Annotated in this window: 21 protein-coding genes; 17 read left to right on the forward strand and 4 right to left on the reverse strand. The window is 60.8% G+C overall.

Features of this window, described 5'->3' with window-relative positions; all coding sequences use genetic code 11:
• The first annotated feature begins 418 nt into the window (after nt 1–418).
• From J2X71_RS17420 to J2X71_RS17500, 17 genes are all read left to right on the forward strand, one after another.
• Nucleotides 419–757 carry a hypothetical protein gene (locus J2X71_RS17420; RefSeq protein ID WP_310383326.1) on the forward strand — a complete coding sequence of 113 codons (339 nt, stop codon included), beginning with the start codon at nt 419–421 and terminating at the stop codon, nt 755–757.
• Between the two features lie 134 nt (nt 758–891).
• The gene (locus J2X71_RS17425; protein ID WP_025555529.1) at nt 892–1,098 is read left to right on the forward strand and encodes a hypothetical protein; all 207 of its coding nucleotides are present in this window, start codon (nt 892–894) and stop codon (nt 1,096–1,098) included.
• A 164-nt stretch (nt 1,099–1,262) separates the two neighbouring features.
• A complete protein-coding gene (locus J2X71_RS17430) occupies nt 1,263–2,069 on the forward strand; it encodes a pseudouridine synthase (protein ID WP_113323746.1) in 807 nt (268 codons plus the stop codon).
• Nucleotides 2,070–2,080: 11 nt separating this feature from the next.
• A complete protein-coding gene (locus J2X71_RS17435; RefSeq protein ID WP_310383977.1) occupies nt 2,081–2,764 on the forward strand; it encodes a phosphoribosyltransferase in 684 nt (227 codons plus the stop codon).
• Between the two features lie 108 nt (nt 2,765–2,872).
• Nucleotides 2,873–4,615 (forward strand): SLC13 family permease, encoded by a 1,743-nt coding sequence (locus J2X71_RS17440; RefSeq protein ID WP_310383331.1) that lies wholly within the window; start codon nt 2,873–2,875, stop codon nt 4,613–4,615.
• Between the two features lie 78 nt (nt 4,616–4,693).
• Complete coding sequence (locus J2X71_RS17445) at nt 4,694–5,638, forward strand: phosphoribosylaminoimidazolesuccinocarboxamide synthase (RefSeq protein WP_310383334.1); 945 nt, start codon at nt 4,694–4,696, stop codon at nt 5,636–5,638.
• 97 nt (nt 5,639–5,735) lie between these two features.
• Nucleotides 5,736–6,338, forward strand: a complete 603-nt coding sequence (locus J2X71_RS17450; protein ID WP_025555532.1) for a TetR family transcriptional regulator — start codon at nt 5,736–5,738, stop codon at nt 6,336–6,338.
• A gap of 150 nt (nt 6,339–6,488) precedes the next feature.
• Entirely contained in the window at nt 6,489–7,706 is a 1,218-nt protein-coding gene (locus J2X71_RS17455; RefSeq protein ID WP_310383336.1) for an efflux RND transporter periplasmic adaptor subunit, read from the forward strand.
• Between the two features lie 50 nt (nt 7,707–7,756).
• Nucleotides 7,757–10,867 carry an efflux RND transporter permease subunit gene (locus J2X71_RS17460; RefSeq protein ID WP_310383338.1) on the forward strand — a complete coding sequence of 1,037 codons (3,111 nt, stop codon included), beginning with the start codon at nt 7,757–7,759 and terminating at the stop codon, nt 10,865–10,867.
• A 154-nt stretch (nt 10,868–11,021) separates the two neighbouring features.
• Nucleotides 11,022–12,455: an efflux transporter outer membrane subunit gene (locus tag J2X71_RS17465; RefSeq protein WP_310383340.1), complete on the forward strand. Its 1,434-nt coding sequence runs from the start codon at nt 11,022–11,024 to the stop codon at nt 12,453–12,455.
• 168 nt (nt 12,456–12,623) lie between these two features.
• Nucleotides 12,624–13,667 (forward strand): LacI family DNA-binding transcriptional regulator, encoded by a 1,044-nt coding sequence (locus J2X71_RS17470; protein WP_310383342.1) that lies wholly within the window; start codon nt 12,624–12,626, stop codon nt 13,665–13,667.
• Between the two features lies 1 nt (nt 13,668).
• Nucleotides 13,669–14,691 carry an ABC transporter substrate-binding protein gene (locus J2X71_RS17475; RefSeq protein ID WP_310383343.1) on the forward strand — a complete coding sequence of 341 codons (1,023 nt, stop codon included), beginning with the start codon at nt 13,669–13,671 and terminating at the stop codon, nt 14,689–14,691.
• Between the two features lie 65 nt (nt 14,692–14,756).
• The gene (locus J2X71_RS17480) at nt 14,757–15,584 is read left to right on the forward strand and encodes an ABC transporter permease (RefSeq protein ID WP_310383345.1); all 828 of its coding nucleotides are present in this window, start codon (nt 14,757–14,759) and stop codon (nt 15,582–15,584) included.
• Nucleotides 15,581–16,360: an ABC transporter permease gene (locus J2X71_RS17485; RefSeq protein ID WP_310383347.1), complete on the forward strand. Its 780-nt coding sequence runs from the start codon at nt 15,581–15,583 to the stop codon at nt 16,358–16,360. Before J2X71_RS17480 ends, J2X71_RS17485 begins: the two co-directional genes overlap by 4 nt.
• Nucleotides 16,353–17,378 (forward strand): ABC transporter ATP-binding protein, encoded by a 1,026-nt coding sequence (locus J2X71_RS17490; protein ID WP_113323757.1) that lies wholly within the window; start codon nt 16,353–16,355, stop codon nt 17,376–17,378. Before J2X71_RS17485 ends, J2X71_RS17490 begins: the two co-directional genes overlap by 8 nt.
• Before the next feature lie 5 nt (nt 17,379–17,383).
• Entirely contained in the window at nt 17,384–18,304 is a 921-nt protein-coding gene (locus J2X71_RS17495) for a nucleoside hydrolase (protein ID WP_310383349.1), read from the forward strand.
• Complete coding sequence (locus J2X71_RS17500) at nt 18,301–20,088, forward strand: adenine deaminase C-terminal domain-containing protein (RefSeq protein ID WP_310383351.1); 1,788 nt, start codon at nt 18,301–18,303, stop codon at nt 20,086–20,088. The genes J2X71_RS17495 and J2X71_RS17500 overlap by 4 nt, the downstream gene beginning before the upstream one ends.
• Nucleotides 20,089–20,094: 6 nt before the next feature.
• Here the strand turns inward: J2X71_RS17500 and J2X71_RS17505 are convergent, their stop codons facing one another.
• The 4 genes from J2X71_RS17505 to J2X71_RS17520 all read right to left on the reverse strand — a co-directional run bounded on the left by J2X71_RS17505 (nt 20,095) and on the right by J2X71_RS17520 (nt 24,424).
• Complete coding sequence (locus J2X71_RS17505) at nt 20,095–21,270, reverse strand: M20 aminoacylase family protein (protein WP_310383353.1); 1,176 nt, start codon at nt 21,268–21,270, stop codon at nt 20,095–20,097.
• Nucleotides 21,271–21,362: 92 nt separating this feature from the next.
• Nucleotides 21,363–22,868, reverse strand: a complete 1,506-nt coding sequence (locus J2X71_RS17510) for a tripartite tricarboxylate transporter permease (protein ID WP_113323760.1) — start codon at nt 22,866–22,868, stop codon at nt 21,363–21,365.
• Between the two features lie 9 nt (nt 22,869–22,877).
• Entirely contained in the window at nt 22,878–23,339 is a 462-nt protein-coding gene (locus J2X71_RS17515; protein WP_007826966.1) for a tripartite tricarboxylate transporter TctB family protein, read from the reverse strand.
• Between the two features lie 101 nt (nt 23,340–23,440).
• Nucleotides 23,441–24,424 (reverse strand): tripartite tricarboxylate transporter substrate-binding protein, encoded by a 984-nt coding sequence (locus tag J2X71_RS17520; RefSeq protein WP_310383356.1) that lies wholly within the window; start codon nt 24,422–24,424, stop codon nt 23,441–23,443.
• Nucleotides 24,425–24,466: the final 42 nt, after the last annotated feature.

Raw genomic sequence — 24,466 nt, forward strand, 5'->3', positions numbered from 1 at the left:
GAGTTTCTTTAGAACGAAAGACTTCGTCGCCAGCAGCGCCGCCGCCCTCGTTCAGTGAGTGGGCTTATAATCCTCACACATCGAAACAGTCAACACTACTCATCCAACTTTTTTGACATTTTTGTAACAGGTTGATTCGACAGGGGATTTTCTGGTGGAAAGTTATCCACAGGCCGCCCTTTGGGGCAAAATCCCCGAACAATCTTTTACCAGGCGATAAAAAATCATTCGGAACCCCTCCAGAAAACGCGGAAAGGCCAGGAAAAAACAGTGCCTTGGCCAATTTTATGGTTAACACAGAATAAACGCCGACCCCATCACCACTGTCAAACAACCGTCATATTGGATTGTGGCGAAAGGTTCGGAACCTAACGCGGTTTTTCGTGTTTCCCTCCCCATTGAAGGAAAGGAGACAGACATGGCCGCCAATACCGATGATCTCAGAACTTCCGTCAGCAAGGATATCGCCGCTCTGCAGCAGGAGGTCTCCCGCCTGCAGAAGATGATTTCCGCTCAGGGCGCCGAAGCCTATTATGAAGTGCGCGACCGCGCCGGCAGGGCTTACGAAGACGCGCTTCCCCGCGCAAAGAGCGCTGTCGCCCAGATCCGGGCCGAAGGTGCCGCAGTCGCCGGCACGGCCCGCGAACACCCGGCAGCGACCACGACGGCGCTTCTGGTTGCCGGCGCGATCGGCTTCCTGGCAGGTTATATGTTGTCGGGCGCCTCGCAGCCCGAGCCGCGTCACTGGTGGCGTTGAACTGCCAAGCTCCAGATCCCGTATTCTTACGCATCCTGCAGATCCATTTTTTGCAGGATGCGTAAACACTTATGTCTTAGAAAAACCAATTTTTAATGCGACTGATAGGAACATAAAAATGAAGGGAGGACATTATGGACAATAAGAGAGAGAAGCTGATCGTTGAAGTCAGCGTCGACGGCAGCGATGGACGTCGCGCAGTCGGCATTATGAACATGCGCCAGGCGCTCGATCTGCCCGAAATGCCGAGCCTCTCGTATACGCATCCGGACCCGGCCAAGGCCGCAGCCGGCATTGTGATGAGCCGGCAGGAACTCGCCGGTTTTATGGCCTGCACTTGAGGCGATAGAAAAACTCTTCTTGCCCACTGCGCTTTGCCTAAAGCGTCGATGATTTCTTTCGGCATCCGAAATCCCCTACTCCCCAGAATTTCGAGCACCATTGCTGGCATCCGTGCGTCGTTCGTGCAAGGAACGGCTTTCGCAATCGCATCAGGGATGGCGAAGTGAAAGGCCGGCGATCACCACAGAAAACACACGAACGCAACAGACCTCAGGCCGAACCGGCCGGCAAGCGGGTCACGCTTCCACGTGCGCTCTCCAAGCTTGGCTATTGTTCTCGCACGCAGGCCGAACGGCTGATCGCTGAGGGCCGCGTCGCGGTCGGTGATCGCATTGTCACAGATACCTCGGCATGGGTCGATCTTTCGACCGCCCTTATCAAGGTCGATGACAAAGAGATCGTCGCAGAGGCCAGGATCTACCTGATGCTCAACAAGCCGCGCGGCCTTGTGACTACTCGTCATGATCCGGAGGGCCGCCCGACCGTCTATGACTGTCTGGCCGATTTTGATGCCCCACACCTCTCTCCTGTCGGTCGGCTCGACAAGGCGAGCGAGGGGCTGCTGCTCTTTACCAACGATACGGAATTCGCACAGACGCTGCTCGATCCAATCACCCACGTCTCGAAATCCTACCATGTGCAGATCGATCGGATCGCCGATGACGACATGCTGGCGGCGATGATGTCAGGTCTTCGGCATGACGGCGAACTGCTGCGCGCGACCGCTGCCCGCAAGCTGCGCGAGGGTGACCGCAATTCCTGGATCGAAGTGGAATTGCAGGAGGGCCGCAACCGGCAGATCCGCCGAATGCTGGAAGCGCTCGATATCGCCTGCCTGCGGCTCGTGCGTGTCGCGATCGGTGGGCTGGAGCTTGGCGACCTGCCGAAGGGATCGGTCAGGGCGCTGACTGAATCTGAACTGAAGGACCTTCGCCGGAAGGTCGGTACCGGCAAGGCAATACGGGATTGAGAATGAACGAGATGAAGCCGCATGATTTCTGGCAGGAGATCCATCCGCCGGGCAGTTTCGAACCGGGCGGCCATTTCACCTCCTTCTTTACAGCGGAACTGGAAGATGGCAGGCAGTTGCGGCTGCCAATCCGGGTACTTTCGGATGGTGAGCATGCGCTGGCCTCGCTGATCATCAATCAGGCAAGCTTTGCGGTGCTGGATGTGCTCGCCGAAAACCTTGCGGCAAAGATAGAACCATCAGGCATCGATGTGGTCGCCGGCCTGCCGACACTCGGCCTGACGCTTGCGGCGGCCGTCGCCCAGAAGCTCGGCCACAGCCGTTATGTGCCGCTCGGCACCTCCCGCAAATTCTGGTATCGCGACGAACTGTCGGTCGCCCTCTCATCGATCACCACGCCGGAACAACAGAAACGGCTCTATGTCGATCCGCGCATGCTACCCCTCCTGGAAGGACGCCGCGTCGCGCTGATCGATGACGTCATATCGAGCGGGACCTCGATCGTCGCAGGTCTCGATCTGCTCGCAAGCTGCAGCACAGAACCCGTCGTCATTGGCGCGGCCATGCTGCAATCGGACCGCTGGCGCGACAAACTCGACGCCGCAGGCCCTCAATGGCAGGCCCGCACGAAAGGCGTTTTTACCACGCCCATCCTAGAGCGGACAGCCGAAGGAAAATGGCGAAAACCTGCCTGAGCGACATCAAGATCACATCTGAGGACCGATCAATCTTTCGTCTGAACGGCCTATACAGCGCCGGACGAAGAGCTACATTCGGCGTGTGATCGAAGACAGGAACCACCGATGACGCTTGAGCAAGCAGCCCTCCTGATCCTGCTGGTGGCGATGCTCTTCCTGTTCTCCCTCGACCGCCTGCGCATGGAAGTTATCTCGATCGGCGGATTGCTTGCGGGCTATGTGCTCGGCCTTTATCCCGCCGATAGCATCTTTGCCGGCTTCGCAAGCCCTGTCGTCGTCACCGTGGTCGAAATCCTGCTGATCGTCCAAGTACTGGCGCGCACCAAACTCTTTGACAGCCTCACCGAGCGCTTCGTGGCATCGGGTCTCTCGCATTTCCGGGTCATAACAGGCGTCTCCGCTCTGACCGGCTTCATCTCGATCTTCATGAACAATATCGGTGCCTTTGCGATCAGCTTGCCGCTGGCGTTGCGACTGAGCACGCTCATGAGCATTCCGCGCCGGCAGCTCGTGATGCCGATCTCCTTCGCCGCTCTTCTCGGCGGTCTCGTCTCTTTGATCGGCACGCCCGCAAATCTTCTCGTCAGCGATGCGCTTGAAAAAACCACCGGCGAAGGTTTCCACTTCTTCGACTTCGCTTATGTCGGGCTTCCTGTCGCCATAACGGGCATTCTGCTGATCGCGCTGATCGTGCAGCGATTGTTTTCAAAGCCGGACGAGGCCGCGGAAGTGCCAACTCCGCCGGCCCGCCGCATCGTCGTGGAGCGCAGCATTCCCGAACATTCGCCACTCGTCGGCGTAACACTTGCCCAATGTCCCGAGCGTTTCGGCATCCAGCCGCATGCCCTGATCCGCGACAGGGCGTTCGTCTTTGGCCCACTCGAACAATCGGTCATCCACCCGGGCGATGTTCTGCTGGCGCAGGGCGCGGATTCGGTCTTCGCGGATCTGGCCGCCTCGCAGGCGCTGGTGCCAGACGCCCATCCGCACGGACTGCAGCCGGATTTCGCCAGCATCGAAGCCGTCGTCATGCCGGAGAGCACAGTCGTCGGCTCGCGCATCGCGTCGCTGGAAGTCTTCCGCACTCGCGGCGTCACTGTTTCAGCACTGTCGATGCGTTCTCCCCGCATAGAAGGACATTTTGCGGATCTGCAGCTTTCGATCGGCGACATATTGGTGCTGGAAGGACCGAAAGCAGCGATAGCTGAGGCGTTGGAAGAGTGTGAATGCCTTCCGCTTGCCTCCGCAGCGCCCTCCCCCGGATCGTCAGCTTCATGGCAGCCTTTTGCAATCTTTGCCTGCGGCGTTGTCGCTTCCGCCTTCGGCCTACGCCCCGATATTGCTCTTGCCTTCGTGGTGCTGGCGCTCGCATTGCCCGGCTATCTCAACATTCGCCATGCAATGGCGGATCTCAACTGGCCAATCATCATCATGCTCGCAGCGATGATCCCGATCGGCCAGGCGGTCGCAACAACCGGCACGGCCGAGACCATCGCAGCATGGCTGAGCCTGGCATTCCCGATCAGCCATCCCCTCTGGGGCATTGCACTCGTTCTGTTTCTCGCCATGGCGCTGACGCCCTTCGTCAACAACGCGACGGTCGCAATCGTGCTTGCGCCGATTGCGCTGGAATTTGCAAGAGCCGGCCAGCAGCCGCCGCAGGCCTATCTAATCGCGGTGGCGGCCGGCGCCTCGCAGGATTTCCTGACCCCCTTCGGCCATCACAACAATACCCTGTCGATGAGCATCGGCAGCTACCGCTTCGGCGATTTCCTGCGCGCCGGCTGGCCGCTGACGCTCGCCGGCTATATAGTCACGCTCATTCTCATCGCCCTCTTCTGGCTTTGAATGAGCCTTTGCTTGACTTCCCCGGCAATGAAACTAGAGCAGGGACAGTCTAAGCCGATAGAAGGACAGCCAGGCACCGTGCGTATTCTCTCCGAAGCCCATTTCCCGGAACTGCCGAACTACTATCGTGGCAAAGTGCGCGAGAATTACGATCTTCCGGATGGGCGGCGCATCATCATCAGCACCGACAGGCTGAGCGCCTTCGACCGCATCCTGACCTGCATTCCCTACAAGGGACAGGTGCTGACTGAGACGGCCCGCTACTGGTTCGAGGCAACGAAGGACATTTGCCCCAATCACGTTCTCGACTATCCCGATCCGAACGTCGTCATCGGCAAGCGGCTCGACATTCTTCCGGTCGAAATCGTTGTGCGTGGTTATCTCGCCGGCACGACCGGCACCTCGATCCTGACGCTCTATAAAAAGGGTGAGCGCGAGATGTACGGCATGCTCCTGCCCGACGGCATGCGCGACAACCAGATTCTTCCCGAGCCGGTCATCACGCCGACCAGCAAGGAGTTCGATGGCGGCCACGACGAGCCGCTGACGCCGGCCGAAATCGTCAGCCGCGGACTGCTGACGAAAGAGCAGTGGGAAACGCTTTCGAAATATGCGCTGGCACTTTTCGCCCGCGGCCAGGAAATGGCGGCAAAACGCGGCCTGATCCTTGTCGACACCAAATATGAATTCGGCACGGACGAGAATGGTAACATCATTCTCGCCGACGAAATCCATACGCCCGACAGCAGCCGATACTGGGTGGCGGAAACCTATCCCGCTGCCTTCGAAGCCGGAAAGCGGCCGGACAGCTTCGACAAGGACTTCGTGCGCGCCTGGGTGGTCGAGCGCTGCGACCCCTACAAGGATGAAATTCCGGAAATTCCAGTCGAGCTGATCGAGCAGACCTCGGCCGTGTATATCAAAGCCTATGAATGGATCACCGGTGAGCGCTTCGTACGCGACGACAGCGGCGAAACGCCAGCGGTGCGTGTCCGGGCAAATCTCGCGCCCTATTTTTCCTGAACCGTTAAAGACAAAGCTGCAAGCCTGCTTGCAGCCTTTAAACCAAACGCGCTAGCATTGGGAAAAGGGGTGCCGGGCCAAGCCCGGCGGGGGACAGATGGCACGCAGGCCCAGACGCAAGGCCGAAGAGACCAGGGAGGATATCCTCTCGATGGCGGAGACGCTGTTTCGCCAGCACGGCTTCGTCGCGGTTTCCATCGCCGATATCGCCTCGTCGCTGCACATGTCGCCGGCCAATGTTTTCAAGCATTTTCAATCAAAGGCGCTGCTTGTCGATGCGATTGCCGAGCGCCATCTCGGCAATGCCACGGAGCGCTTCGCCACCGTCGACACCAGCCTGCCACCGAAGGAGCAACTGCTGAGCTTCGTCCTGCGCCTACTCGACAGTCATCTGCAGGACATCCAGCAGAACCCCTACATCTTCGAAATGGTGATCTCGACGATCGACGCCAAGCTCGACGCCGGTCATCGCTATCGCGAACGGATAGAGCAAAAGCTCGGCGAGATCATCCGCGAAGGCGTGGCCGAAGGCAATTACCATTGCGACAATACGGACGCGGCAGCCCGCACCGTTGCAGACGTTCTGGCCTGTGTTCTGCATCCCATTCTCATTGCCAAGGACGACAAAAACACACTTGTTCACCGTGCAGAAAAAATCGTGTGTTTCGTGGATGCCGCACTGCAAAATAACCCTTGCTAAGTGACGATTGCTGAATTACGTCACTTCGTAAAGCTTTTCTTAATATGGGATAACGGCATCTGTTTCCGGATCAATCATCACTCTTATATAGAGCGGCGCCTCATAGGGCCGGCGATTGAACCGCTACTGCCAACCGCACAGGAATTCAGCATGATTCGGCGTGCCCTCATCGTCTCCACGGCCCTTTTGCTCGTTATGGGCCTCGCTGCCTGCAACGAGAGCGGCAGCAAACCCGCCGGCAATGCAGGCGCAGGCGGCGCTGCCCAGCAGGCTGCCCCGGTCGGTGTGGTCACACTGAAGAAGGATACCTATCCGATCACCACGATCCTGCCTGGCCGCGCCGAAGCCTTCCAAGTGGCCGATATCCGCCCGCAGGTGAACGGCATCATCCGTGAAATCGCGTTCAAGGAAGGCGGCGAAGTCAAGAAGGACGATCTGCTCTACCAGATCGACGATGCCGCCTACCGCGCAGCGGTCGAGCAGGCCCAGGCTGCGATTTCCAAGGCTCAGGCAGGCGTGCCGAGCGCCCAGAGCAATTTCGACCGCTACCAGCGTCTGGTCGGCAGCGGCGCAACACAGATCGAATTCGAAACCGCCCGCACGGCCCTTGCCCAGTCAAATGCAGAGGTCGAATCCGCGAAGGCGGCATTGAGCGCGGCGCAGATCGACCTCGATCACACGAAGATCACTGCCCCCTTCGACGGCGTCATCGACCAGACGGCCTACAACATCGGCAACGTCGTTGCGGCCAACCAGTCGACCGCACTGACCACCGTCCGCCAACTCGATCCGATCTACATTTCGCTGACGGAATCGAGCACCAACCTGCTGAAGCTGCGCGATGCGATCGCTGCCGGCGAGGTCAAGGGCGAGGACAACAACATCGCGTTCCGGCTGATCCTCGAAGACGGCCGTGAATATAATCAGAAGGGCAAGCTCGACATGTCGAAGCAGGTCGTCAGCGAAACGACCGGCACCTTCATCATTCGCGTGGTTTTCCCAAATCCAGACCGCGTCGTCCTGCCGGGCATGTATGTCCGCGCCACAGTCGAGCTCGGTGCTGAAGCCGGATATTCCCTGCCGCAGCTTGCAACAGCTCGCGATGCCAACGGCCGCCTGACCGCACAGTTCATTTCCGCCGAGGGCAAGGTCGAGACCCGTGTCTTCGAAAATGCCACACCCTCCAACAATTCCTGGCTGGTGACGCAAGGCGTGAAGGACGGCGATCAGCTGATCGTCAGCGGCCTGCAGTCGATTGTATCAGGCATGCCGGTAAAGCCGGTTCCAATGAAGATCAACGACAACGGCGTGGTTGTCCCTGCCGATCAGCCGGTGGCCGGAGGCGAACAGAAACCTGCAGCAAAGTAATGCGCAGGCACTTTCGTATCGTCACCGTCCCAGCCGTACAGGAATAACCGATGGCCAAGTTTTTCATCCGACGACCGATCTTCGCCTGGGTCATTGCGATCACTATCATGCTCGCAGGTCTGCTCGCCATCTTCACGCTGTCGATCTCGCAATATCCGGACATTGCGCCGACCACGGTCCGCATCAACACCAGCTATCGCGGCGCGAGCGCCGAGACGGTCGAAAAATCGGTGACCACCATCATCGAAGACGGCATGACTGGTCTCGACGACCTCACCTACATGACCTCGACCTCATCGACAGGCTCAGCCAGTATCTCGCTGACCTTCGGGACCAGCATCAATCCTGACATCGCGCAGGTGCAAGTGCAGAACAAGCTGCAGCTCGTCCAGTCGCAGCTCCCAGGCGACGTCATCGATGCCGGCATCAGCGTCACGCGCTCCACCTCGAGCATTCTTCTCGTCGGCTCGCTGGTCTCGACGGACGGCAAGCGCACCTCCGTCGACCTCGGCAACATCATGTCGACCTCGATCGAGGACCAGATCCAGCGCCTGGAAGGCGTGGGCAGCATCAACGTATTTGGCTCCGGCTACGCCATGCGCGTCTGGCTGGATCCGTTCAAGCTGCAGAAATACCAGCTTACCCCTGGCGACGTGACCTCGGCCATTCAGGCACAGAATACCCAGGTCTCCGTCGGCTCGCTCGGCGCCCAGCCGGCTGTCCCGGGCCAGCAGATCAACGTGACCATCACCGCACAGAGCCAGCTCACCACCGTCGCAGATTTCGAGCACATCATCCTGAAGGTGGAAAAGGACGGTTCGACAGTCCGCCTCAGCGATGTCGCCCGCGTCGAGATCGGTCAGGAAAGCTATGGTGGCAGCTCGCGCTATAATGGCCTGCCATCATCAGGTTTCGCCATCAACCTTGCGATCGGCGCGAATGCCATCGACACCGCCACCCGCGTCCGCACCGCGCTCGAAACGATCGGCCGTGGCCTGCCGGAAGGCGTCGAGATCACCTATCCCTACGACACGACCCCCTTCGTCGAGCTGTCAATCGAGAAGGTCGTGCATACGCTGATCGAGGCGATCGTGCTCGTCTTCGTGGTCCTGCTTATCTTCCTGCAGAACCTGCGCGCGACATTGATCCCGACTATCGCCGTTCCCGTCGTGCTTCTCGGCACGTTCGGCGTCCTTGCGGCAACAGGCTATTCGATCAATACGCTGACGATGTTTGCCATGGTGCTGGCGATCGGCCTTCTCGTCGACGACGCCATCGTCGTCGTGGAAAATGTCGAACGCATCATGTCGGAGGAAAAGCTCTCGCCGCTCGAAGCGACCGAGAAGTCGATGGGTGAAATCACCGGTGCCATCGTCGGCATCGCTCTCGTGCTGACCGCCGTTTTCATTCCAATGGCCTTCTTCGGCGGCTCTACCGGCATCATCTATCGCCAGTTCTCCATCACCATCGTTTCGGCCATGCTGCTGTCTGCACTCGTCGCCATCGTGCTGACGCCGGCGCTCTGCGCCACGATGCTGAAGCCGGTCAACGAGCATAAGAAGCATCGCATCGGCGACTGGTTCAACCGCAACTTCACCCGCTCGACCAACGGCTATGTCCGCACCATCGGCTACCTCTTGAAGCGGCCAATCCGCGTCATGTTGCTGTTCCTGCTGGTCGGCGTCGGTTGCGCCTATCTTTTCACGCGCCTGCCCAGTTCGTTCCTGCCGCAGGAAGACCAGGGCGTACTCTTGACCATCGTCACCACGCCGCCGGGCTCCACCACACAGCAGACGCAGGCCGTCGTTGAAAAGGTCGAAAAATACTTCCGCGAAAACGAGAAGGATGCGGTGGATTCCGTCTTCGGCGCGCTCGGCTTCGGCTTCAACGGTTCGGGCCAGAACAGCGCCATCGTCTTTACCAAGCTCAAGGACTTTTCGCTGCGCACCGATCCCAATCTCAGCGCGCAGTCGGTGGTCAACCGGGCTCTCAAGAACTTCTTCACGATCCGCGAGGCGCAGGTCTTTGCGCTGCTGCCGCCCGCGATCCAGGGTCTCGGCGTGTCGAGCGGCTTCTCCATGTATCTGGTGGACACAGGCGGTCATGGCAATCAAGCTCTGACGGCCGCTTCCAAGCGGCTGATCCAGATGGCTGGCGCCACCGGCAAGGTCGTGGCACTTCGTTCGAACAACAAGGAAGTCGAGCCGCAGATGAAGATCCTGATCGATCAGGAGAAGATCGGCGCCATGGGTGTCGACCTCGCCTCGGTAAACTCCATGCTGTCGATCATCTTCACCGGCCGCGACGTCAACGATTTCACGCTGAACGGTGAGATCAAGCCGGTCTACGTTCAGGGCGACGCGCCCTTCCGCATGCAGCCGACCGATCTGAACCACTGGTATGCCCGCAACAACGCGGGCGAGATGGTGCCCTTCTCCGCCTTCACGACAACCCAATGGGTCGATGGCGCGCCGTCGCTCGCTCGCTTCAACGCCGTCAGTGCTATCCCGCTCGACGGAGCGGCAGCTCCTGGCGTCTCCTCGGGTGAAGCCATGAACGAGATGGAAGCCCTGACCGAACAGCTCGGCGGCGGCTACACGGTCGCCTGGCAGGGCATCTCCTATCAGGAGCGGCTCTCCGGCTCGCAGGCACCGATGCTTTACGCGATTTCGGTTCTCGTCGTCTTCCTTTGCCTGGCTGCCCTCTACGAGAGCTGGTCGATCCCGTTCTCGGTCATCATGGCAGTGCCGGTCGGCGTGCTCGGCGCACTTGCCGCAGCAACACTATTCGGGCAGGCGAACGACGTCTATTTCAAGGTCGGCCTGCTCACGACTATCGGCCTTGCCGCGAAGAACGCGATCCTGATCGTGGAATTCGCAAAGGACCGAATGGAGACGGGCATGGGGCTCTTCGAGGCAACGCTGGAAGCAGCAAGGCTGCGCCTGCGCCCGATCATCATGACCTCTTTGGCTTTTATTCTCGGCGTCGTGCCTTTGGCCATCGCAACGGGCGCGGGTTCCGCTGCCCAGAATGCGATCGGCATCGGCGTGCTTGGGGGCATGCTTTCGGCGACGATGCTCGGCATTTTCTTCGTGCCGTCCTTCTTCGTCGTGATCCGCCGCATCTTTGCCACACGGCAAAAAAATGAGGCGGGAGTGTGATATAAATGCACTGTGAGAAAGCTTTCCGGATTGCTACATTGCGCACGGACTGCTTCGGCATGTGTTTAGCGTAAGGAACGAGGCGCGTCAGGCCGATAGTGAAGCATGACGCTTCGGACAAGAATTGACTTGCTCGAGTTACAGGATGAAATGCATGGTATCTCTTCGTTATGCCACACCGGCGCTATTGTTATTGCTGTCGGGCTGTGTAGTAGGCCCTGATCACGTACCTCCTGAAATGGCGCTTCCTGGAAAATTCAGTGAAGGTGGCAAAAAGAACATCGGCGATGTCGCTACCACGGCCTGGTGGACCGCCTATAACGACCGCAAGCTCGACAGCCTTGTCCAGACCGGCCTTAGCCAGAACCTGACGATTCAACAAGCGATCGAGCGCATCAATTCCGCATCCGCCAACGTAACCATCGCCGGCGCCGGTGCCTTGCCCGCCCTCGATGTCGGCGCTTCCCACACCGTCAGCGGCCAGACCGGCGAGCTGCGCGACCAATTTAACACCCGCAATACCAGCGCCGGACAGCTTTCCCTGTCCTGGCTGCTCGACCTGTTCGGGCTCTACAAGCGCAGCAAGGAAAGCGCCCTCGCCTCTCTTGATTCCGCTTACGCGGGTGCCGACATCGCCAAGCTGTCCTACATCCAGGACCTTGTCTCAACCTACATTGATCTGCGCTTCTTCCAGCAGCGCCTGGCGCTTTCGAAGGCCAACCTGAAGTCCCGTCAGGAAACCTACGACCTCACTAAGTTCCAGCTTGATGCAGGTGCGGCGTCCCGCCTCGACGTGGTTCAGGCTGAAGGTCTTGTCCAGTCGACGCTGGCAGAAATTCCCGGCCTCGAAACCAACATCCGCGTTTCGGCTCATCATATCGCCACCCTCCTCGGCCAGCCGGCCGGTTCGATGGTTGATGAACTGTTGCGTGGCTCCGGCCAGCCGACTTTCCGCGGCGGCATCAATTCCGGCATTCCGGCCGACCTGATCCGCAACCGGCCGGATATTCGCCAGGCCGAGCGGAACCTCGCCGCGGCTACCGCCCAGATCGGTGTCGCAGAGGCTCAGCTCTACCCGTCGATCTCGCTATCCGGTTCGATCTCGCCGAGCTACATCAACCAACGCGGCTTGCACGGCGGCCTGTCGGCATGGTCCTTCGGCCCGACGCTGAACCTGCCGATCCTCGATGGTGGCCGCCTGCGCGCCAATGTCGACGTTTCCAAGTCCGATGCAGTCGCATCCTATCTCGCCTGGAAACAGACCGTCTTGACGGCAATCCAGCAGGTCGAGGATGCCCTTTCGGCCGTTCGCCGCGACGCCCAGACGGTTGACGCGTTGCGCGCCCAGGTCCGGACGACGCAGGAAACCCTCGAGCTTTCGACGGCATCCTACAAGGACGGCGCTTCCTCGCTGCTCGACGTTCTCGACGCCCAGCGTCAGGTCTCTCTCGCTCAGGCAAGCCTTGCCGCCGCTGTTCAGCAGATGGCGAAGGATTACGCTGCGCTCAACATCGCAACCGGTGGCGGCTTCGCTCCGGGCGGCAAGACCACCGGTCCGGGACCGGTCAAGGTTACCAAGGGCAGCTAAGGTCCTCGCATAGTGTTATTCGAAGCCCCGCGGTTTCCGCGGGGCTTTTTCTTTGCGTGGATATCTGCCGGGATAGATAATATGCGCATGGGAAGAATTTGGATTCGACAAGCCGCAATCGCTACGCTATGCAGTTGATTAAACGATTAAGCGCAGCACTTCGAAACAATGGCTTCACAACGTCCGGGACCCAACCTCAGCAGGATAGCGACGTCGCTCGGCGTCTCTGTTGCGACCGTCTCGAATGCGCTCTCCGGCAAAGGCCGGGTTTCCGACGCTCTGATCGAGAGAATTCGCACGCATGCTGCCGAACTCGGTTATGTGCCGAGCCAGGCCGGCCGGGCTCTGCGCACCGGCCGCAGCGGCGTGCTGGGCCTCGTCCTGCCCGACATTGCCAATCCTCTCTTTCCGAAGATCGCCCAGGCCATCGAATATGCTGCATCAGCTGCAGGCTATGGCGTGCTGATCGCCGACTCCCGCGGCGATATCACGGCGCAGACTGAGGCGATCAACCGGCTGGTGGAGCGTGGCGTCGACGGCATGGTGGTCGTACCGCGCCGCGCCACCCGCATTTCCGCCGCAAGCTGCCCGGTCGCAGTCATCGATACCGCCTCCACGCCCGGCAATACGGTCGCTGCCGACCACTGGCAGGGCGGCAGGGAAATCGCCGCCCATCTCGCCGGCCTCGGTCACAAGCAGATCCTGATCATCGGCAACAATCACGAATCCAATGTCCAGAATGACCGCGCCGGCGGCATCAGGGCCGGCCTGCAGCCTGGCATGCGCTCCGAAACACTCTGGATCGAGCGGTTGGAGAACGAGACGGGCGCCGGTTGCCGGCTGGGCCTTGCGGAAAAGGCACGTCAGGGCTTCACCGCCTTTGCCGCCCTTTCCGACCTGCAGGCGCTGCGCGCGCTGACCGAACTGCAGCAGGAGGGGATCAGCGTGCCCGCCGATGTCAGCGTCACCGGCTTCGATGATCTCATCTGGTCGCCTGTCGTCACGCCGTCGCTGACGACGGTAAGGATGGACATGGATACCATCGCCGAAATCGCCGTCTCGGCACTGGTCGACAGAATAAACGAAAGCGGCACACGAGAGGGCGTGCTGGTTACGGCGGAGACCGAACGTGTGCCCATGCAACTCATCATCCGCCAGTCATCCGGGCTCGCGAACCCGGCACCAAAAACCTCAGAGATGGAGAACTTATAGAATGAAGAAAGCTCTTATTGCATCAGTGGCGCTCGCCGCACTTTCCCCCCTCGGCGCCGCGGCACAGGAACGCACGCTCACCATTTCCGTCTACGCCTTCGCGCAAGATGACTACAAGACGATCGTCTACGATCCCTTCGAAGCCAAGTGCGGCTGCAAGCTCGTTGTCGAAACCGGCAACAGCGTCGAGCGCATCGCCAAGATGGAAGCCAACAAGGCCAATCCTGTGGTCGATCTCGCCGCTGTCTCCATGGCTGACGGCCTTGCCGCTTCCCGCGCCGGCCTGATCGACAAGGTCGATACGTCCAAGCTCGAAAACTTCTCCAAGCTCTATGATGTCGCCAAGGATCCTAACAGCGACGGCATGAGCGTCGGCTACACTTTTTACGCCACCTCGATCGCCTATCGCTCCGACAAGATGAAGATCGAGTCCTGGGCCGATCTCTTGAAGCCGGAATATGTCGGTCACGTCGCCTTCCCGAACGTCACGACCAACCAGGGCCCACCGGCGCTCTATATGCTCGGCCTCGCGCTCGGCAAGGACACGCCTGATCTCAAGGCGCCGATTGAGGCGCTTGGCGAAAAGAAGGACGAGATCGTCACCTTCTATGAAAAGTCTTCCCAGCTCGTACAGCTGATGCAGCAGGAAGAAATCTGGGCCGCTCCGATCGGCCGCTTCTCTTGGGCAGGCTTTACCAAGCTCAACGTCCCCGTCGCCTGGGCAACGCCGAAGGAAGGCCAGACCGGCGGCATGAACGTGCTGGTCCTGACCAAGGGTTCGAAGAACCAGGACCTCGCCCTGCAGTTCATGGATTTCTGGCTCTCGACCGAAGTCCAAACCAAGCTCGCCGAAAAGCTGATCGACAGCCCGGCCAACAAGGAGGTCAAGGTCTCCGACAAGGTCGCCAACAACATCACCTATGGCGAAGACACCGCCAAGAGCCTGAAGCTGATCCCCTCCGCAGCCGCCCTCGACAACCGCAATGGCTGGCTGAAGGAATGGAACGAAAAGGTCGGCCAGTAAGCCACTGCTGAAATCGGTCCCGGCACCGACCGGGACCGACCCTTCCTCCGCTCGAAAGGCGTCTCATGTTTCAGAACCGCGCAGAAGCCCTGGCGCTTGCCCTGCCGGCAGCGATCTTCGCCGCCGTGGTCTTTCTGCTGCCCGTCGCGATCCTGCTCTCCGAAGGTTTTCGCAGTGGTGGAGCCTGGACACTTGCCGCCTATACGGATTTCTTCTCCGAAACGCTGAACCGCACCGTCTTCTTCCGCACTTTCCGGCTCGGCCTCGAAGTGACGGCTGTTTCAGCCATCATCGGTTATGCCGCTGCCTTTGCGATCGTCAATCTTCCGCCGAAGGGCAAGGGCCGCATGATCGGCCTCATCACCCTGCCGCTGATGATTTCGCCGGTCGCCCGCACCTATGCCTGGATCGTCATTCTCGGCCGCACCGGCATCGTCAATGAAGCCATCACCGGCCTCGGCCTGAGTGCGGAACCGCTGCGACTGCTCTTCACCGAAACCGCCGTCTTCATCGGCCTGCTGCAACTTTTCTTGCCGCTGATGATCCTGTCGCTCATCAGCGCACTCGAGAACATGCCGAAGGATGCCATTCCAGCTGCCCGCGTGCTCGGTGCCAACTGGTTCCAGGTCTTCTGGAAAGTCATCCTGCCGCTCACCAAGGAAGGCCTCGTCGTCGGCGGCACGCTGGTCTTCACCGGCTCGCTGACGGCCTATATCACGCCGGCCATCCTCGGCGGCTCCAAGGTGCTGATGCTGGAAACGCTGCTGTATCAGCAGGTCTCCGTCGCCAATAATTTCGTCTCGGCGAGCGTCATCGCCTTCATCCTGATCGTCATGAGCTTTGCCGCCAATATCCTGCTGAAAAGGCTTGCTACAGCGAGGAACAGCCGATGAGCATCCGCCTCCTCTCGCCGGTCGTACTGTTCCTGCTGCTGGTCTTCCTGATCGGCCCTTTCCTGATCATCATCGCCGCTTCGCTTTCGGCCGGCGACACGCTGGCCTTTCCACCGCAGGGCCTGTCACTGCGCTGGGTCGCCAAGGTCTTCACCATCGATAGTTTCCGCGAGAGCTTCGCCATGTCGATGTTCCTTGCGGTCTTCGGCACGCTGGCGGCCCTCATTCTCGGCATCCCCGCCGCCTATGGCCTGTCGCGCTACCGTCTGCTGGGCGCAGAGACGGTGAGAACCATCGTCTCGCTGCCGATCATCGTGCCCGGCATCATCGTCGGCCTGGCACTACTACGTTACCTGGTCGTGCCTTTCGGCTTCAACATCACGCTGGCTCTCTTCTTCGCCCATACCGCACTCGTGCTGCCCTACGCAGTGCGCGTGGTGTCCGCAAGCCTTGGCAACCTGCGCTCGGACATCGAGGAAGCCGCGGTCTTGCTCGGCTCCTCGCGGCTCGGCGCCTTCTTCCGCGTGGTCATGCCGAATATCCGCGGCGGCATTCTCGCGGCCTTCATCCTCGGCTTCGTCACCAGCTTCAATCAGGTGCCGGTCTCGCTCTTCCTCTCCGGCCCTGGCGTGCGCACGCTGCCGATCGACATGCTGGGCTATATGGAGACAACCTACGACCCGTCCGTTGCCGCGCTTTCGGCGCTGCTCGCCTTCCTTTCGATCGGCATCGTCTTCCTCGCCGAACGCTTCCTGGGATTCTCACGCTATGTCTGATGCCTACCTTCAACTCGACAAGCTGACGCTCGCTTATGGCGATACGGTCGCGGTGAAGGACCTCGACCTGTCGATTGCCAAGGGCGAGTTGGTAGCCCTTCTTGGCCCTTCCGGCTGCGGCAAGACGACGACCATGCGCGCCATTGCCGGCCTGCTGAACCCCGCTTCCGGCCGCATCAATCTCGATGGCGCCGAGATCACCCGCGTCTCCGCCAACAAGCGCGCCGTCGGCCTCGTCTTCCAGTCCTACGCGCTGTTCCCGCATCTGACTGTCTATGAAAACGTTGCCTTCGGCCTGCGCTTGAAGGGCCTTCGCGGCGAGGTTCTGGATGGCAAGGTCAATGCCGGCCTCAAATCCGTCGGCCTTGCGAAATTTGCCGGCCGTAAGCCGGGCGAACTTTCGGGCGGCCAGCAGCAGCGCGTGGCGCTCGCCCGCTCCATGGTCATGGAGCCGAAAGTGCTGTTGCTCGACGAGCCGCTTTCCAACCTCGACGCCCGCCTTCGCCTTGAAATGCGTGCCGAGCTGCAGCGCGTCCAGAAGGAAACTGGCGTAACGATGATCTTCGTCACCCACGATCAGGCAGAAGCGCTTGCGCTCGCCGACCGCATCATTGTCATGCTGAACGGCGGTATCGAACAGATCGGCACGCCCGAGGACATCTACAACAAGCCTGTTTCCTCCTTCGTCGCCGATTTCGTCGGTTTCGAAAACATCTTTGCGCTGAAGGACGGAAAGCTTGCGACGCCGAACGGCCCTGTCGCGCTTTCCGCCGCAGCACCTGACGGTGCGGCGGGCCTGGCCTGGCGGCCGCGTGCGGTGGTCCTTGGTTCTGGCCCTTTCCACGGCACCGTGCGTGGCACATCCTTTGCCGGCAATAGCCGCGAATATCTGCTGGACAGCGTGCTCGGCCCGATCAAGGCGGAAGTCGATGCCGCCCTGCCGCAATACGAACTCGGCAGTATGATCTCCTTCGACCTGCCGGTCGCAGCCTCCGCAAGCCTCAAACGTTTCGGGTGAACATCATGGGCGTCTGGATCGACACGGATATGGGCTTCGACGACATTGCCGCCATCATGGTGGTGACGAATGCCGAGATCGACATCGACGGTGTCTCGCTGGTCTTCGGCAACGCGCCGCTGCCGCAGGTGCGCACCAATGCGGCGGGCGCAGCCAAGGCCTTCGGTTGGAAATTTCCGATCCACACCGGCCGCGACATGCCCGTTCTCGGCAAGCTAGAGACTGCCCAGGCGATCCTCGGCGAAAGCGGCATTCCGACGACCTGTAGACATCTGCCGCCGGCCCCGATCCTGCCGGATAGCGATGCCTTCGTCGCGCTTTGCCGCTGGCTGGAACTGGAAGGCCCTCACCGCATTCTGGCGCTTGGACCGCTGACGAATATCGCCGCACTCGCGCTCGCCCGGCCCGATCTTGCCGCCCGCATCACCGAACTCGTCTGGATGGGCGGCGGTGTTACCTCCGGCAATCATACGGCCTCCGCAGAATTCAATGCGCTCGCCGATCCAGAGGCGCTCGCAATCATCATCGCCCACGAGCTGCCACTGCGCATGGTCGATCTCGATCTCTGCCGCAAGGTTCTTGCGAAACCCGAGGATGCCGATCCGGTCCGCGCTGCCGGCGGCACCAATGCCGAGCTGATCGCCGATATGTTCGCAGGTTATGTTCGCATTGGCACGAACCGCGGTCGTCCCGCTATGGCGATCTATGATCCTTCGGCTGCCGTCGCCTTCGTCGCTCCGCAAGTGGTGAGCTTCCGCCCTGCCCGCATCGACGTCGAATTGCTGGGGCAGCATACGCGCGGGCGCACGGTCGTTGAAACCCGCGCCACTCACGCCACGTTCAATGCACAGTTCGCCGCCGACATCGATGCCGACATGGCGCGTGTCATCATTCTCGCCGCCCTGGTCAACGAGGCTCGCAAATGACCGCTACTCCGCGCCAGGAACCCGCCGATCTCAACGAGCCCGCCTTACGCGCCCGCGCTGTTGCCGCCGCCCGCGGCGATGCTCCCTTCGATGTGCTTGTGGCCGGCGGCCGCATTCTCGATGCCGTCACAGGCCTGATCCGCGAGGCCGATATTGGCCTCATCGACGCTTTGATCGCAAGTGTCCACGCACCGGCGAGCCGCACGGACGCTGCCAAAATAATCAACGCAGCCGGTAGCATCATCTCTCCCGGCCTCATCGATACGCATATGCATATCGAAAGCTCGATGGTCACGCCGGCTGAATATGCTGAAGCCGTGTTGCCTCGCGGCGTGACAACGATCGTCTGGGATCCGCACGAATTCGGCAATGTCCATGGTCTCGACGGGGTACGCTGGGCAATCGAAGCCTCGCGCAATCTGCCGCTGCGCACGATCCTGCTTGCCCCCTCCTGCGTTCCTTCCGCCCCTGGCCTGGAACTCGCCGGTGCAGATTTCGACGCCGGTGTCATCGCCGAGCTGCTGCGCTCGCCGGCGATCGGTGGCGTGGCGGAAGTCATGAACATGCGCGGCGTCATCGACGGCGATCCGCGCATGACTGATATCGTCAATGCCGGCCTCGCCTCCAGCAAGCTCGTCTGCGGTCATGCCCGTGGACTGGAGGGTACCGATCTCAACGCCTTCATGGCCGCTGGTATAACCTCCGATCACGAGCTCACTTCGGGCGCCGATTTGCTGCAGAAGCTGGCGGCCGGAATGACGATCGAGCTGCGCGGCTCGCACGATCATCTGCTGAAGGAATTTGTCGATGCATTGAACGGCATCGGCCACCTTCCACCGACCGTCACGCTCTGCACGGATGATGTCTTCCCCGATGAACTTTATCAGAATGGCGGCCTCGACGACGTCGTGCGTCGCCTCGTGCGCTACGGCATGCGCCCGGAATGGGCATTGCGCGCCGCGACCTTCAATGCCGCGCAACGCCTGAAGCGTTCCGACCTCGGGCTCATCGCCGCCGGACGCCGCGCCGATCTCGTGCTGTTCGAGGACATGAGCGAATTCAAGACCCGCGCCGTCATCGCCAACGGCCGACTAATCGCCGAAAATGGCATGGTCAGGGATCGCCTTCCGTCGTTCGACGCCGGGCCGCTCATGCAATCGGTCAAGCTCGCACCGCTTGCCGAAGACGATTTCCGCATTCCCGCCAACGGCACGAAGGTGCGCCTCGCAACAATCGACCGTCCACGCTTCACCCAGTGGGGAGCAACCGAAGCGGATGTCCGCGACGGCTTCGTCGTACCGCCGGCTGGCAGCGCCATGATAGCGGTTGCACATCGCCATGGACTGGCGGATGGCAAGCCGCGCATCGGCTTCCTGACCGGCTGGGGTGAGTGGCGCGGCGCCTTCTGCACCACGGTTTCACATGACAGCCACAACCTCACTGTGTTCGGAGGAAATATCAGTGATATGGCGCTTGCCGCCAATGCCGTCATCGACGCCGGCGGTGGCATGGCCGTGGCAAAGGATGGGCGCATCGAAGCCCTGTTGCCCCTGCCACTCTCCGGCCTCGTGACGGATGCATCCCTGCAGGAAACCGCCGATGGCTTTGCTGCCATCCGCAAGGCAATGGAAAAGATCGTCGACTGGAAACCGCCCTATCTGGTCTTCAAAGCCTGCTTCGGCGCGACACTTGCCTGCAATATCGGCCCACATCAGACCGACCGCGGCATTGCCGACGTCATTACCGGCAAGGTGTTGGAAAGCCCCATACTGGAAACGTTTTGAGGCGGCTTACGCCTCAGCCTTGAGCTCCCGCTCAACCAGCGCCACCCAATAGGCAGCTCCATATCCGAGCGCCTCATCATTGAAGTCGTAGGCTGTATTATGATGCAGCGCTCCATCGACGGCCGGGCCGTTGCCAAGCCAGACATAACAACCGGGCGCATTTTGCCCGAAGAAGGCGAAATCGTCGCCGGCAGTCGACGGCGGAAAGCTCGTACGCGCCTTTTCACCGAACACCGACTGTGCGGCGCCTAGCGCCCGCACAGTCGCATCCGCGTCATTGACGACGGGTGGAATGCGGCGTTCGAATTCATAGTCTACCGAAATGTCGAACATGGCGGCGGTTCCCTGTGCCAGACGGCCGATTTCGGCTTCAAGCTGGTCACGCACCTCAGGCGAATAGGCCCGCGCCGTTCCGCCGATCTCGACTATATCGGGGATGACGTTCAATGCCTTCGGATTGCCGGCCTGGAGTGAGCAGGCGCTGACGACTGCCGGCTGAAGGGGATCGATGACGCGCCCGACGATCGTCTGCAGAGACGAAAGGAAAGTGGCGGCAGCTGTGATGGGATCGCGGCCGAGGTGCGGCTTTGCGCCGTGCGTACCCACACCCCGGAAGATGATCCGCCAGCTATCCGAAGAAGCAAGCTGCGGCCCCTCGACGACCGCGATCTCATCCACGGCAAGCCCGGGCATATTGTGCAGCCCATAGACGGCATCGCAGGGAAACTGCTTGAACAGCCCTTCCTCCACCATGCGCTTCGCACCGCCACGGCCCTCTTCGGCCGGCTGGAAGATGAAATGCACGGTGCCGGAAAAACCGCGCGTTTCAGCCAGATACCGTGCCGCGCCGAGCAACATCGTCGTATGCCCGTCATGGCCGCAAGCATGCATCTTGCCCGGCACGGTCGACTTGTAAGGGCGATCCGCCGTTTCCGGCATGGCGAGCGCGTCCATATCTGCCCTCAGCCCGATCCTGCGCGTACCATTGCCGATCTGCAGCGTTCCGACGACACCGGTACCGCCAAGGCCGCGGTGCACCTGGATACCCGCCTCATCCAGAAGTTTCGCGACGATATCGCTGGTACGCTCTTCCTCGAAGCCGAGTTCGGGATGGGCATGCAGATCACGGCGGAGAGAGGTTAGAAAAGGCAGATCGTTGCTGATCCGGGCGGGAATGCTCATGAGCCTGGATATCCTGTAAAGCGAAACGGGCGCCCGACGGCGCCCGCATCAGATCGTTCTTTTTTCAACAAACAGGCCGTAAGCGCAAGCCCTTACGCCTCTTCGACGAAGACCTCCTCGCGCTTGCGCTTGACGCTCGGCAGGAAGACGATGATCAAAACCGCCACGGCAATCGTCAGCAGGATGGCGCTGATCGGCCGCGTGACGAAGGTGGTCGCATCGCCGCGCGACAGGATCATGGCCCGTCGCAGGTTTTCCTCCAGCAGCGGTCCGAGCACGAACCCGAGCAGCAGCGGCGCCGGCTCGCAGCGCAGTTTCGCCAGCACGTAGCCGATGAGGCCAAAGAAGGCGACGGCGTAGAGGTCGTAGACGTTGGAATTGACGCTGTAGACCCCGATCGAGCAGAAGGCCATGATGACGGGGAAAAGCACGTAGTAAGGCACTGTCAGCAGCTTCACCCACAGGCCGATCAGCGGCAGATTGAGGATGACGAGCATCAGGTTGCCGATCCACATGGAGGCGATGATGCCCCAGAATAGCGCCGGCTGCTCCGTTGCCACGTTCGGCCCCGGCACGATGCCCTGGATGATCATCGCGCCGACCATCAGCGCCATGACCGGATTTGCAGGGATGCCGAGTGTCAGCAGCGGAATGAACGAGGTCTGCGCACCGGCATTATTGGCTGATTCCGGTCCGGCGACACCGGCAACTGCGCCGTGGCCGAACTCTTCCGGCTTCTTCGAGACACGCTTTTCCACCGTATAGGAAGCGAAGGAAGCAAGGATCGCTCCGCCGCCCGGCAGGATGCCGAGCGCCGAACCAATGACCGTCCCGCGAATAACCGGCGCGATCATCTCCTTGAATTCCTCCTTCGACGGCAACAGCCCTGAGACTTTTGCCATCAGCACGGTGCGGGTCTTCTCGCCTTCCAGATTGCGCAGGATTTCCGCAATGCCGAAGACGCCTACGGCAAGAGCCACGAAATTCAGCCCATCGGCATATTCGCGGATGCCGAGCGTGAAGCGCGGCGTGCCGGTATAGATATCCGTGCCCACAAGGCCGAGCAGCAACCCAAGCGCCACCATCGCCAGTGCCTTGACGACCGAGCCATGCGCCAGTGCGATCGAGGATACGAGCCCGACAATCATCAGTGAGAAATACTCGGCCGAGCCGAATTGCAGCGCAATCGCCGTTAGTGGCGGAGCAAAGACGGCCACGAGGAAGGTCGATACCGTGCCGGCGAAGAAGGAGCCGAGCGCGGCGATCGCGAGCGCCGCGCCGGCCCTGCCCTTCCGCGCCATCTGATAGCCGTCGATGGCTGTCACTGCCGAGGAGGATTCGCCTGGCATATTGATGAGGATTGCCGTCGTCGAGCCGCCATATTGCGCGCCGTAATAGATGCCGGCGAGCATGATGAGCGAGGAGACCGGCTCGAGCTGGAAGGTGATCGGCAGAAGCATGGCGATTGTTGCCGTCGCGCCGATGCCGGGCAGCACGCCGATCAGCGTGCCGAGCAGCACGCCGATAAGGCAGAAGAACAGGTTTTCCGGGCTTGCCGCCGTATAGAAACCGAGTGCGAGATTGCTGAAGAGTTCCATAACCGCCTCCTAGAACCGGACCCAGGGGCCAAATCGTTCGAAAGGCAGCCCGAGCGCGTAGCTGAAGACTCCAACCGAAAAGACCGTCAGCAGCAGCGAAAGAACCAGCGCGAACAGCACATTCATGCGACTGGATGCAAAGCAGGCGATGAAGGCCGTCAGGAAGATTGCCGGAGCAAAACCGAGCCCGCGGACCGTCAATCCGAAAAAGACCGGTGCCGGCAGGATGAAGAGCATGCCGCGCCAGGCGAAGGGATCGATCGGCTCGCCCTGAACCCGGACCGCCTGCACGAGAATGATCAGGCCAAGCAGCACGAGGATACCGGACAGGACGAGTGGGAAATATCCGGGTCCCATGCGCAGCGCCGTACCGATATCGAGGTTCAGCGACTGATAGGCAAAGAAGGCACCGGTCGCGGCAAGCAACGCGCCGCAGATGACGTTGGTCGTGTCGAAACTGAGGGATTTCATGATGTCTCCTGGGGTTGGAGATGAAGCGTCGCCGCGGACATCGAGCTGAGCAAACACCCTCCTCCCGGCCCGCGAGGAGGGTGCGAATGCGACAGTCTGGCTCAGTCCGCGTATTCGCCGGCTGCTTCGATGACGGGCTTCCAGCGGGCGATTTCGCTCTCGAGCTTCGCCTTCAGCGCAGCCGGTGTCGCATCGGCGTCCGCAGAGGGAGCCGTGCCAAGCTCGGCAAAGCGGGCGGCGACGTTCGGGTCCTTCAGCGCGACCTGCAGCGACTTCGACAGGCGCTCATTGATTTCGGCCGGCGTGCCCTTCGGCGTGTAGATGCCATGCCAGATACCGACTTCGAAGCCCGGCAAGCCGGCTTCGACGGCGGTCGGAATGTCCTTGAGCACATCGAGGCGCGCCGGCGACGTCACGGCATAGGCCTTGATCGTGCCACCCTTGATCTGCTTCGTCGTATTGGTCGTCTGGTCGCACATGATATCGACCTGGCCACCGAGAAGGTCGGTCATGGCCGGGCCGGTTCCCTTGTAGGGAACGGTCGTCAGCGGCGTCTGGATGGCGCTCATGAACATCATGCCGCAAAGGTGGGATGCGGCGCCAATACCGGCATTGGCGACGGTGACCTTGTCCTTGTTCGCCTTCACATAGTCGATCAGGCCCTTCAGATCGGCCGGTTCGAAATCCTTGCGGGCAACGATCGTCATCGGAACATCGGTGACGAGACCTACATATTCGAAGGCGTTCAGTGGGTCGTAGGCGAGCTTGCGGTAAAGCGTGGCGCTGGTCGCCATGCCGATATGATGCAGCAGGATCGTGTAACCATCCGGATCGGCATCGGCGACGCGGCCGGCGCCAAGCGTGCCGCCAGCACCGCCGACGTTTTCGACGACGATCTGCTGACCGAGATCCTTCGACATGGATTCAGCAACGAGGCGCGCGACGGTATCGGTCGGGCCACCGGCTGCGAAAGGCACGACCATGGTGATGGTGCGTTCGGGATAAGTCTGCGCCGAAGCAGAATAAGCGAGCAGCGAAACGGCAGCGGCGGCGGTCACGCCGAGCATGGCCTTCAGGATTTTCATCGTTTTCCTCCCTGATGAAAATGGTCGTTCCGCCGGCGCATC

The sequence above is a fragment of the Rhizobium sp. 1399 genome (assembly GCF_031455475.1).
GTDB lineage: Bacteria > Pseudomonadota > Alphaproteobacteria > Rhizobiales > Rhizobiaceae > Rhizobium.

What these genes read in the sequence shown, in the direction of transcription:
- J2X71_RS17510 (WP_113323760.1), bottom strand. Translation starts at nt 22,868, where the DNA reads ATGGAACTCTTCAGCAATCTCGCACTCGGTTTCTATACGGCGGCAAGC.
- J2X71_RS17515 (WP_007826966.1), bottom strand. Translation starts at nt 23,339, where the DNA reads ATGAAATCCCTCAGTTTCGACACGACCAACGTCATCTGCGGCGCGTTG.
- J2X71_RS17425 (WP_025555529.1), top strand. Translation starts at nt 892, where the DNA reads ATGGACAATAAGAGAGAGAAGCTGATCGTTGAAGTCAGCGTCGACGGC.
- J2X71_RS17475 (WP_310383343.1), top strand. Translation starts at nt 13,669, where the DNA reads ATGAAGAAAGCTCTTATTGCATCAGTGGCGCTCGCCGCACTTTCCCCC.
- J2X71_RS17450 (WP_025555532.1), top strand. Translation starts at nt 5,736, where the DNA reads ATGGCACGCAGGCCCAGACGCAAGGCCGAAGAGACCAGGGAGGATATC.
- J2X71_RS17480 (WP_310383345.1), top strand. Translation starts at nt 14,757, where the DNA reads ATGTTTCAGAACCGCGCAGAAGCCCTGGCGCTTGCCCTGCCGGCAGCG.
- J2X71_RS17440 (WP_310383331.1), top strand. Translation starts at nt 2,873, where the DNA reads ATGACGCTTGAGCAAGCAGCCCTCCTGATCCTGCTGGTGGCGATGCTC.
- J2X71_RS17495 (WP_310383349.1), top strand. Translation starts at nt 17,384, where the DNA reads ATGGGCGTCTGGATCGACACGGATATGGGCTTCGACGACATTGCCGCC.
- J2X71_RS17520 (WP_310383356.1), bottom strand. Translation starts at nt 24,424, where the DNA reads ATGAAAATCCTGAAGGCCATGCTCGGCGTGACCGCCGCCGCTGCCGTT.
- J2X71_RS17485 (WP_310383347.1), top strand. Translation starts at nt 15,581, where the DNA reads ATGAGCATCCGCCTCCTCTCGCCGGTCGTACTGTTCCTGCTGCTGGTC.
- J2X71_RS17505 (WP_310383353.1), bottom strand. Translation starts at nt 21,270, where the DNA reads ATGAGCATTCCCGCCCGGATCAGCAACGATCTGCCTTTTCTAACCTCT.
- J2X71_RS17420 (WP_310383326.1), top strand. Translation starts at nt 419, where the DNA reads ATGGCCGCCAATACCGATGATCTCAGAACTTCCGTCAGCAAGGATATC.
- J2X71_RS17455 (WP_310383336.1), top strand. Translation starts at nt 6,489, where the DNA reads ATGATTCGGCGTGCCCTCATCGTCTCCACGGCCCTTTTGCTCGTTATG.
- J2X71_RS17490 (WP_113323757.1), top strand. Translation starts at nt 16,353, where the DNA reads ATGTCTGATGCCTACCTTCAACTCGACAAGCTGACGCTCGCTTATGGC.
- J2X71_RS17460 (WP_310383338.1), top strand. Translation starts at nt 7,757, where the DNA reads ATGGCCAAGTTTTTCATCCGACGACCGATCTTCGCCTGGGTCATTGCG.
- J2X71_RS17470 (WP_310383342.1), top strand. Translation starts at nt 12,624, where the DNA reads ATGGCTTCACAACGTCCGGGACCCAACCTCAGCAGGATAGCGACGTCG.
- J2X71_RS17465 (WP_310383340.1), top strand. Translation starts at nt 11,022, where the DNA reads ATGGTATCTCTTCGTTATGCCACACCGGCGCTATTGTTATTGCTGTCG.
- J2X71_RS17500 (WP_310383351.1), top strand. Translation starts at nt 18,301, where the DNA reads ATGACCGCTACTCCGCGCCAGGAACCCGCCGATCTCAACGAGCCCGCC.
- J2X71_RS17435 (WP_310383977.1), top strand. Translation starts at nt 2,081, where the DNA reads ATGAAGCCGCATGATTTCTGGCAGGAGATCCATCCGCCGGGCAGTTTC.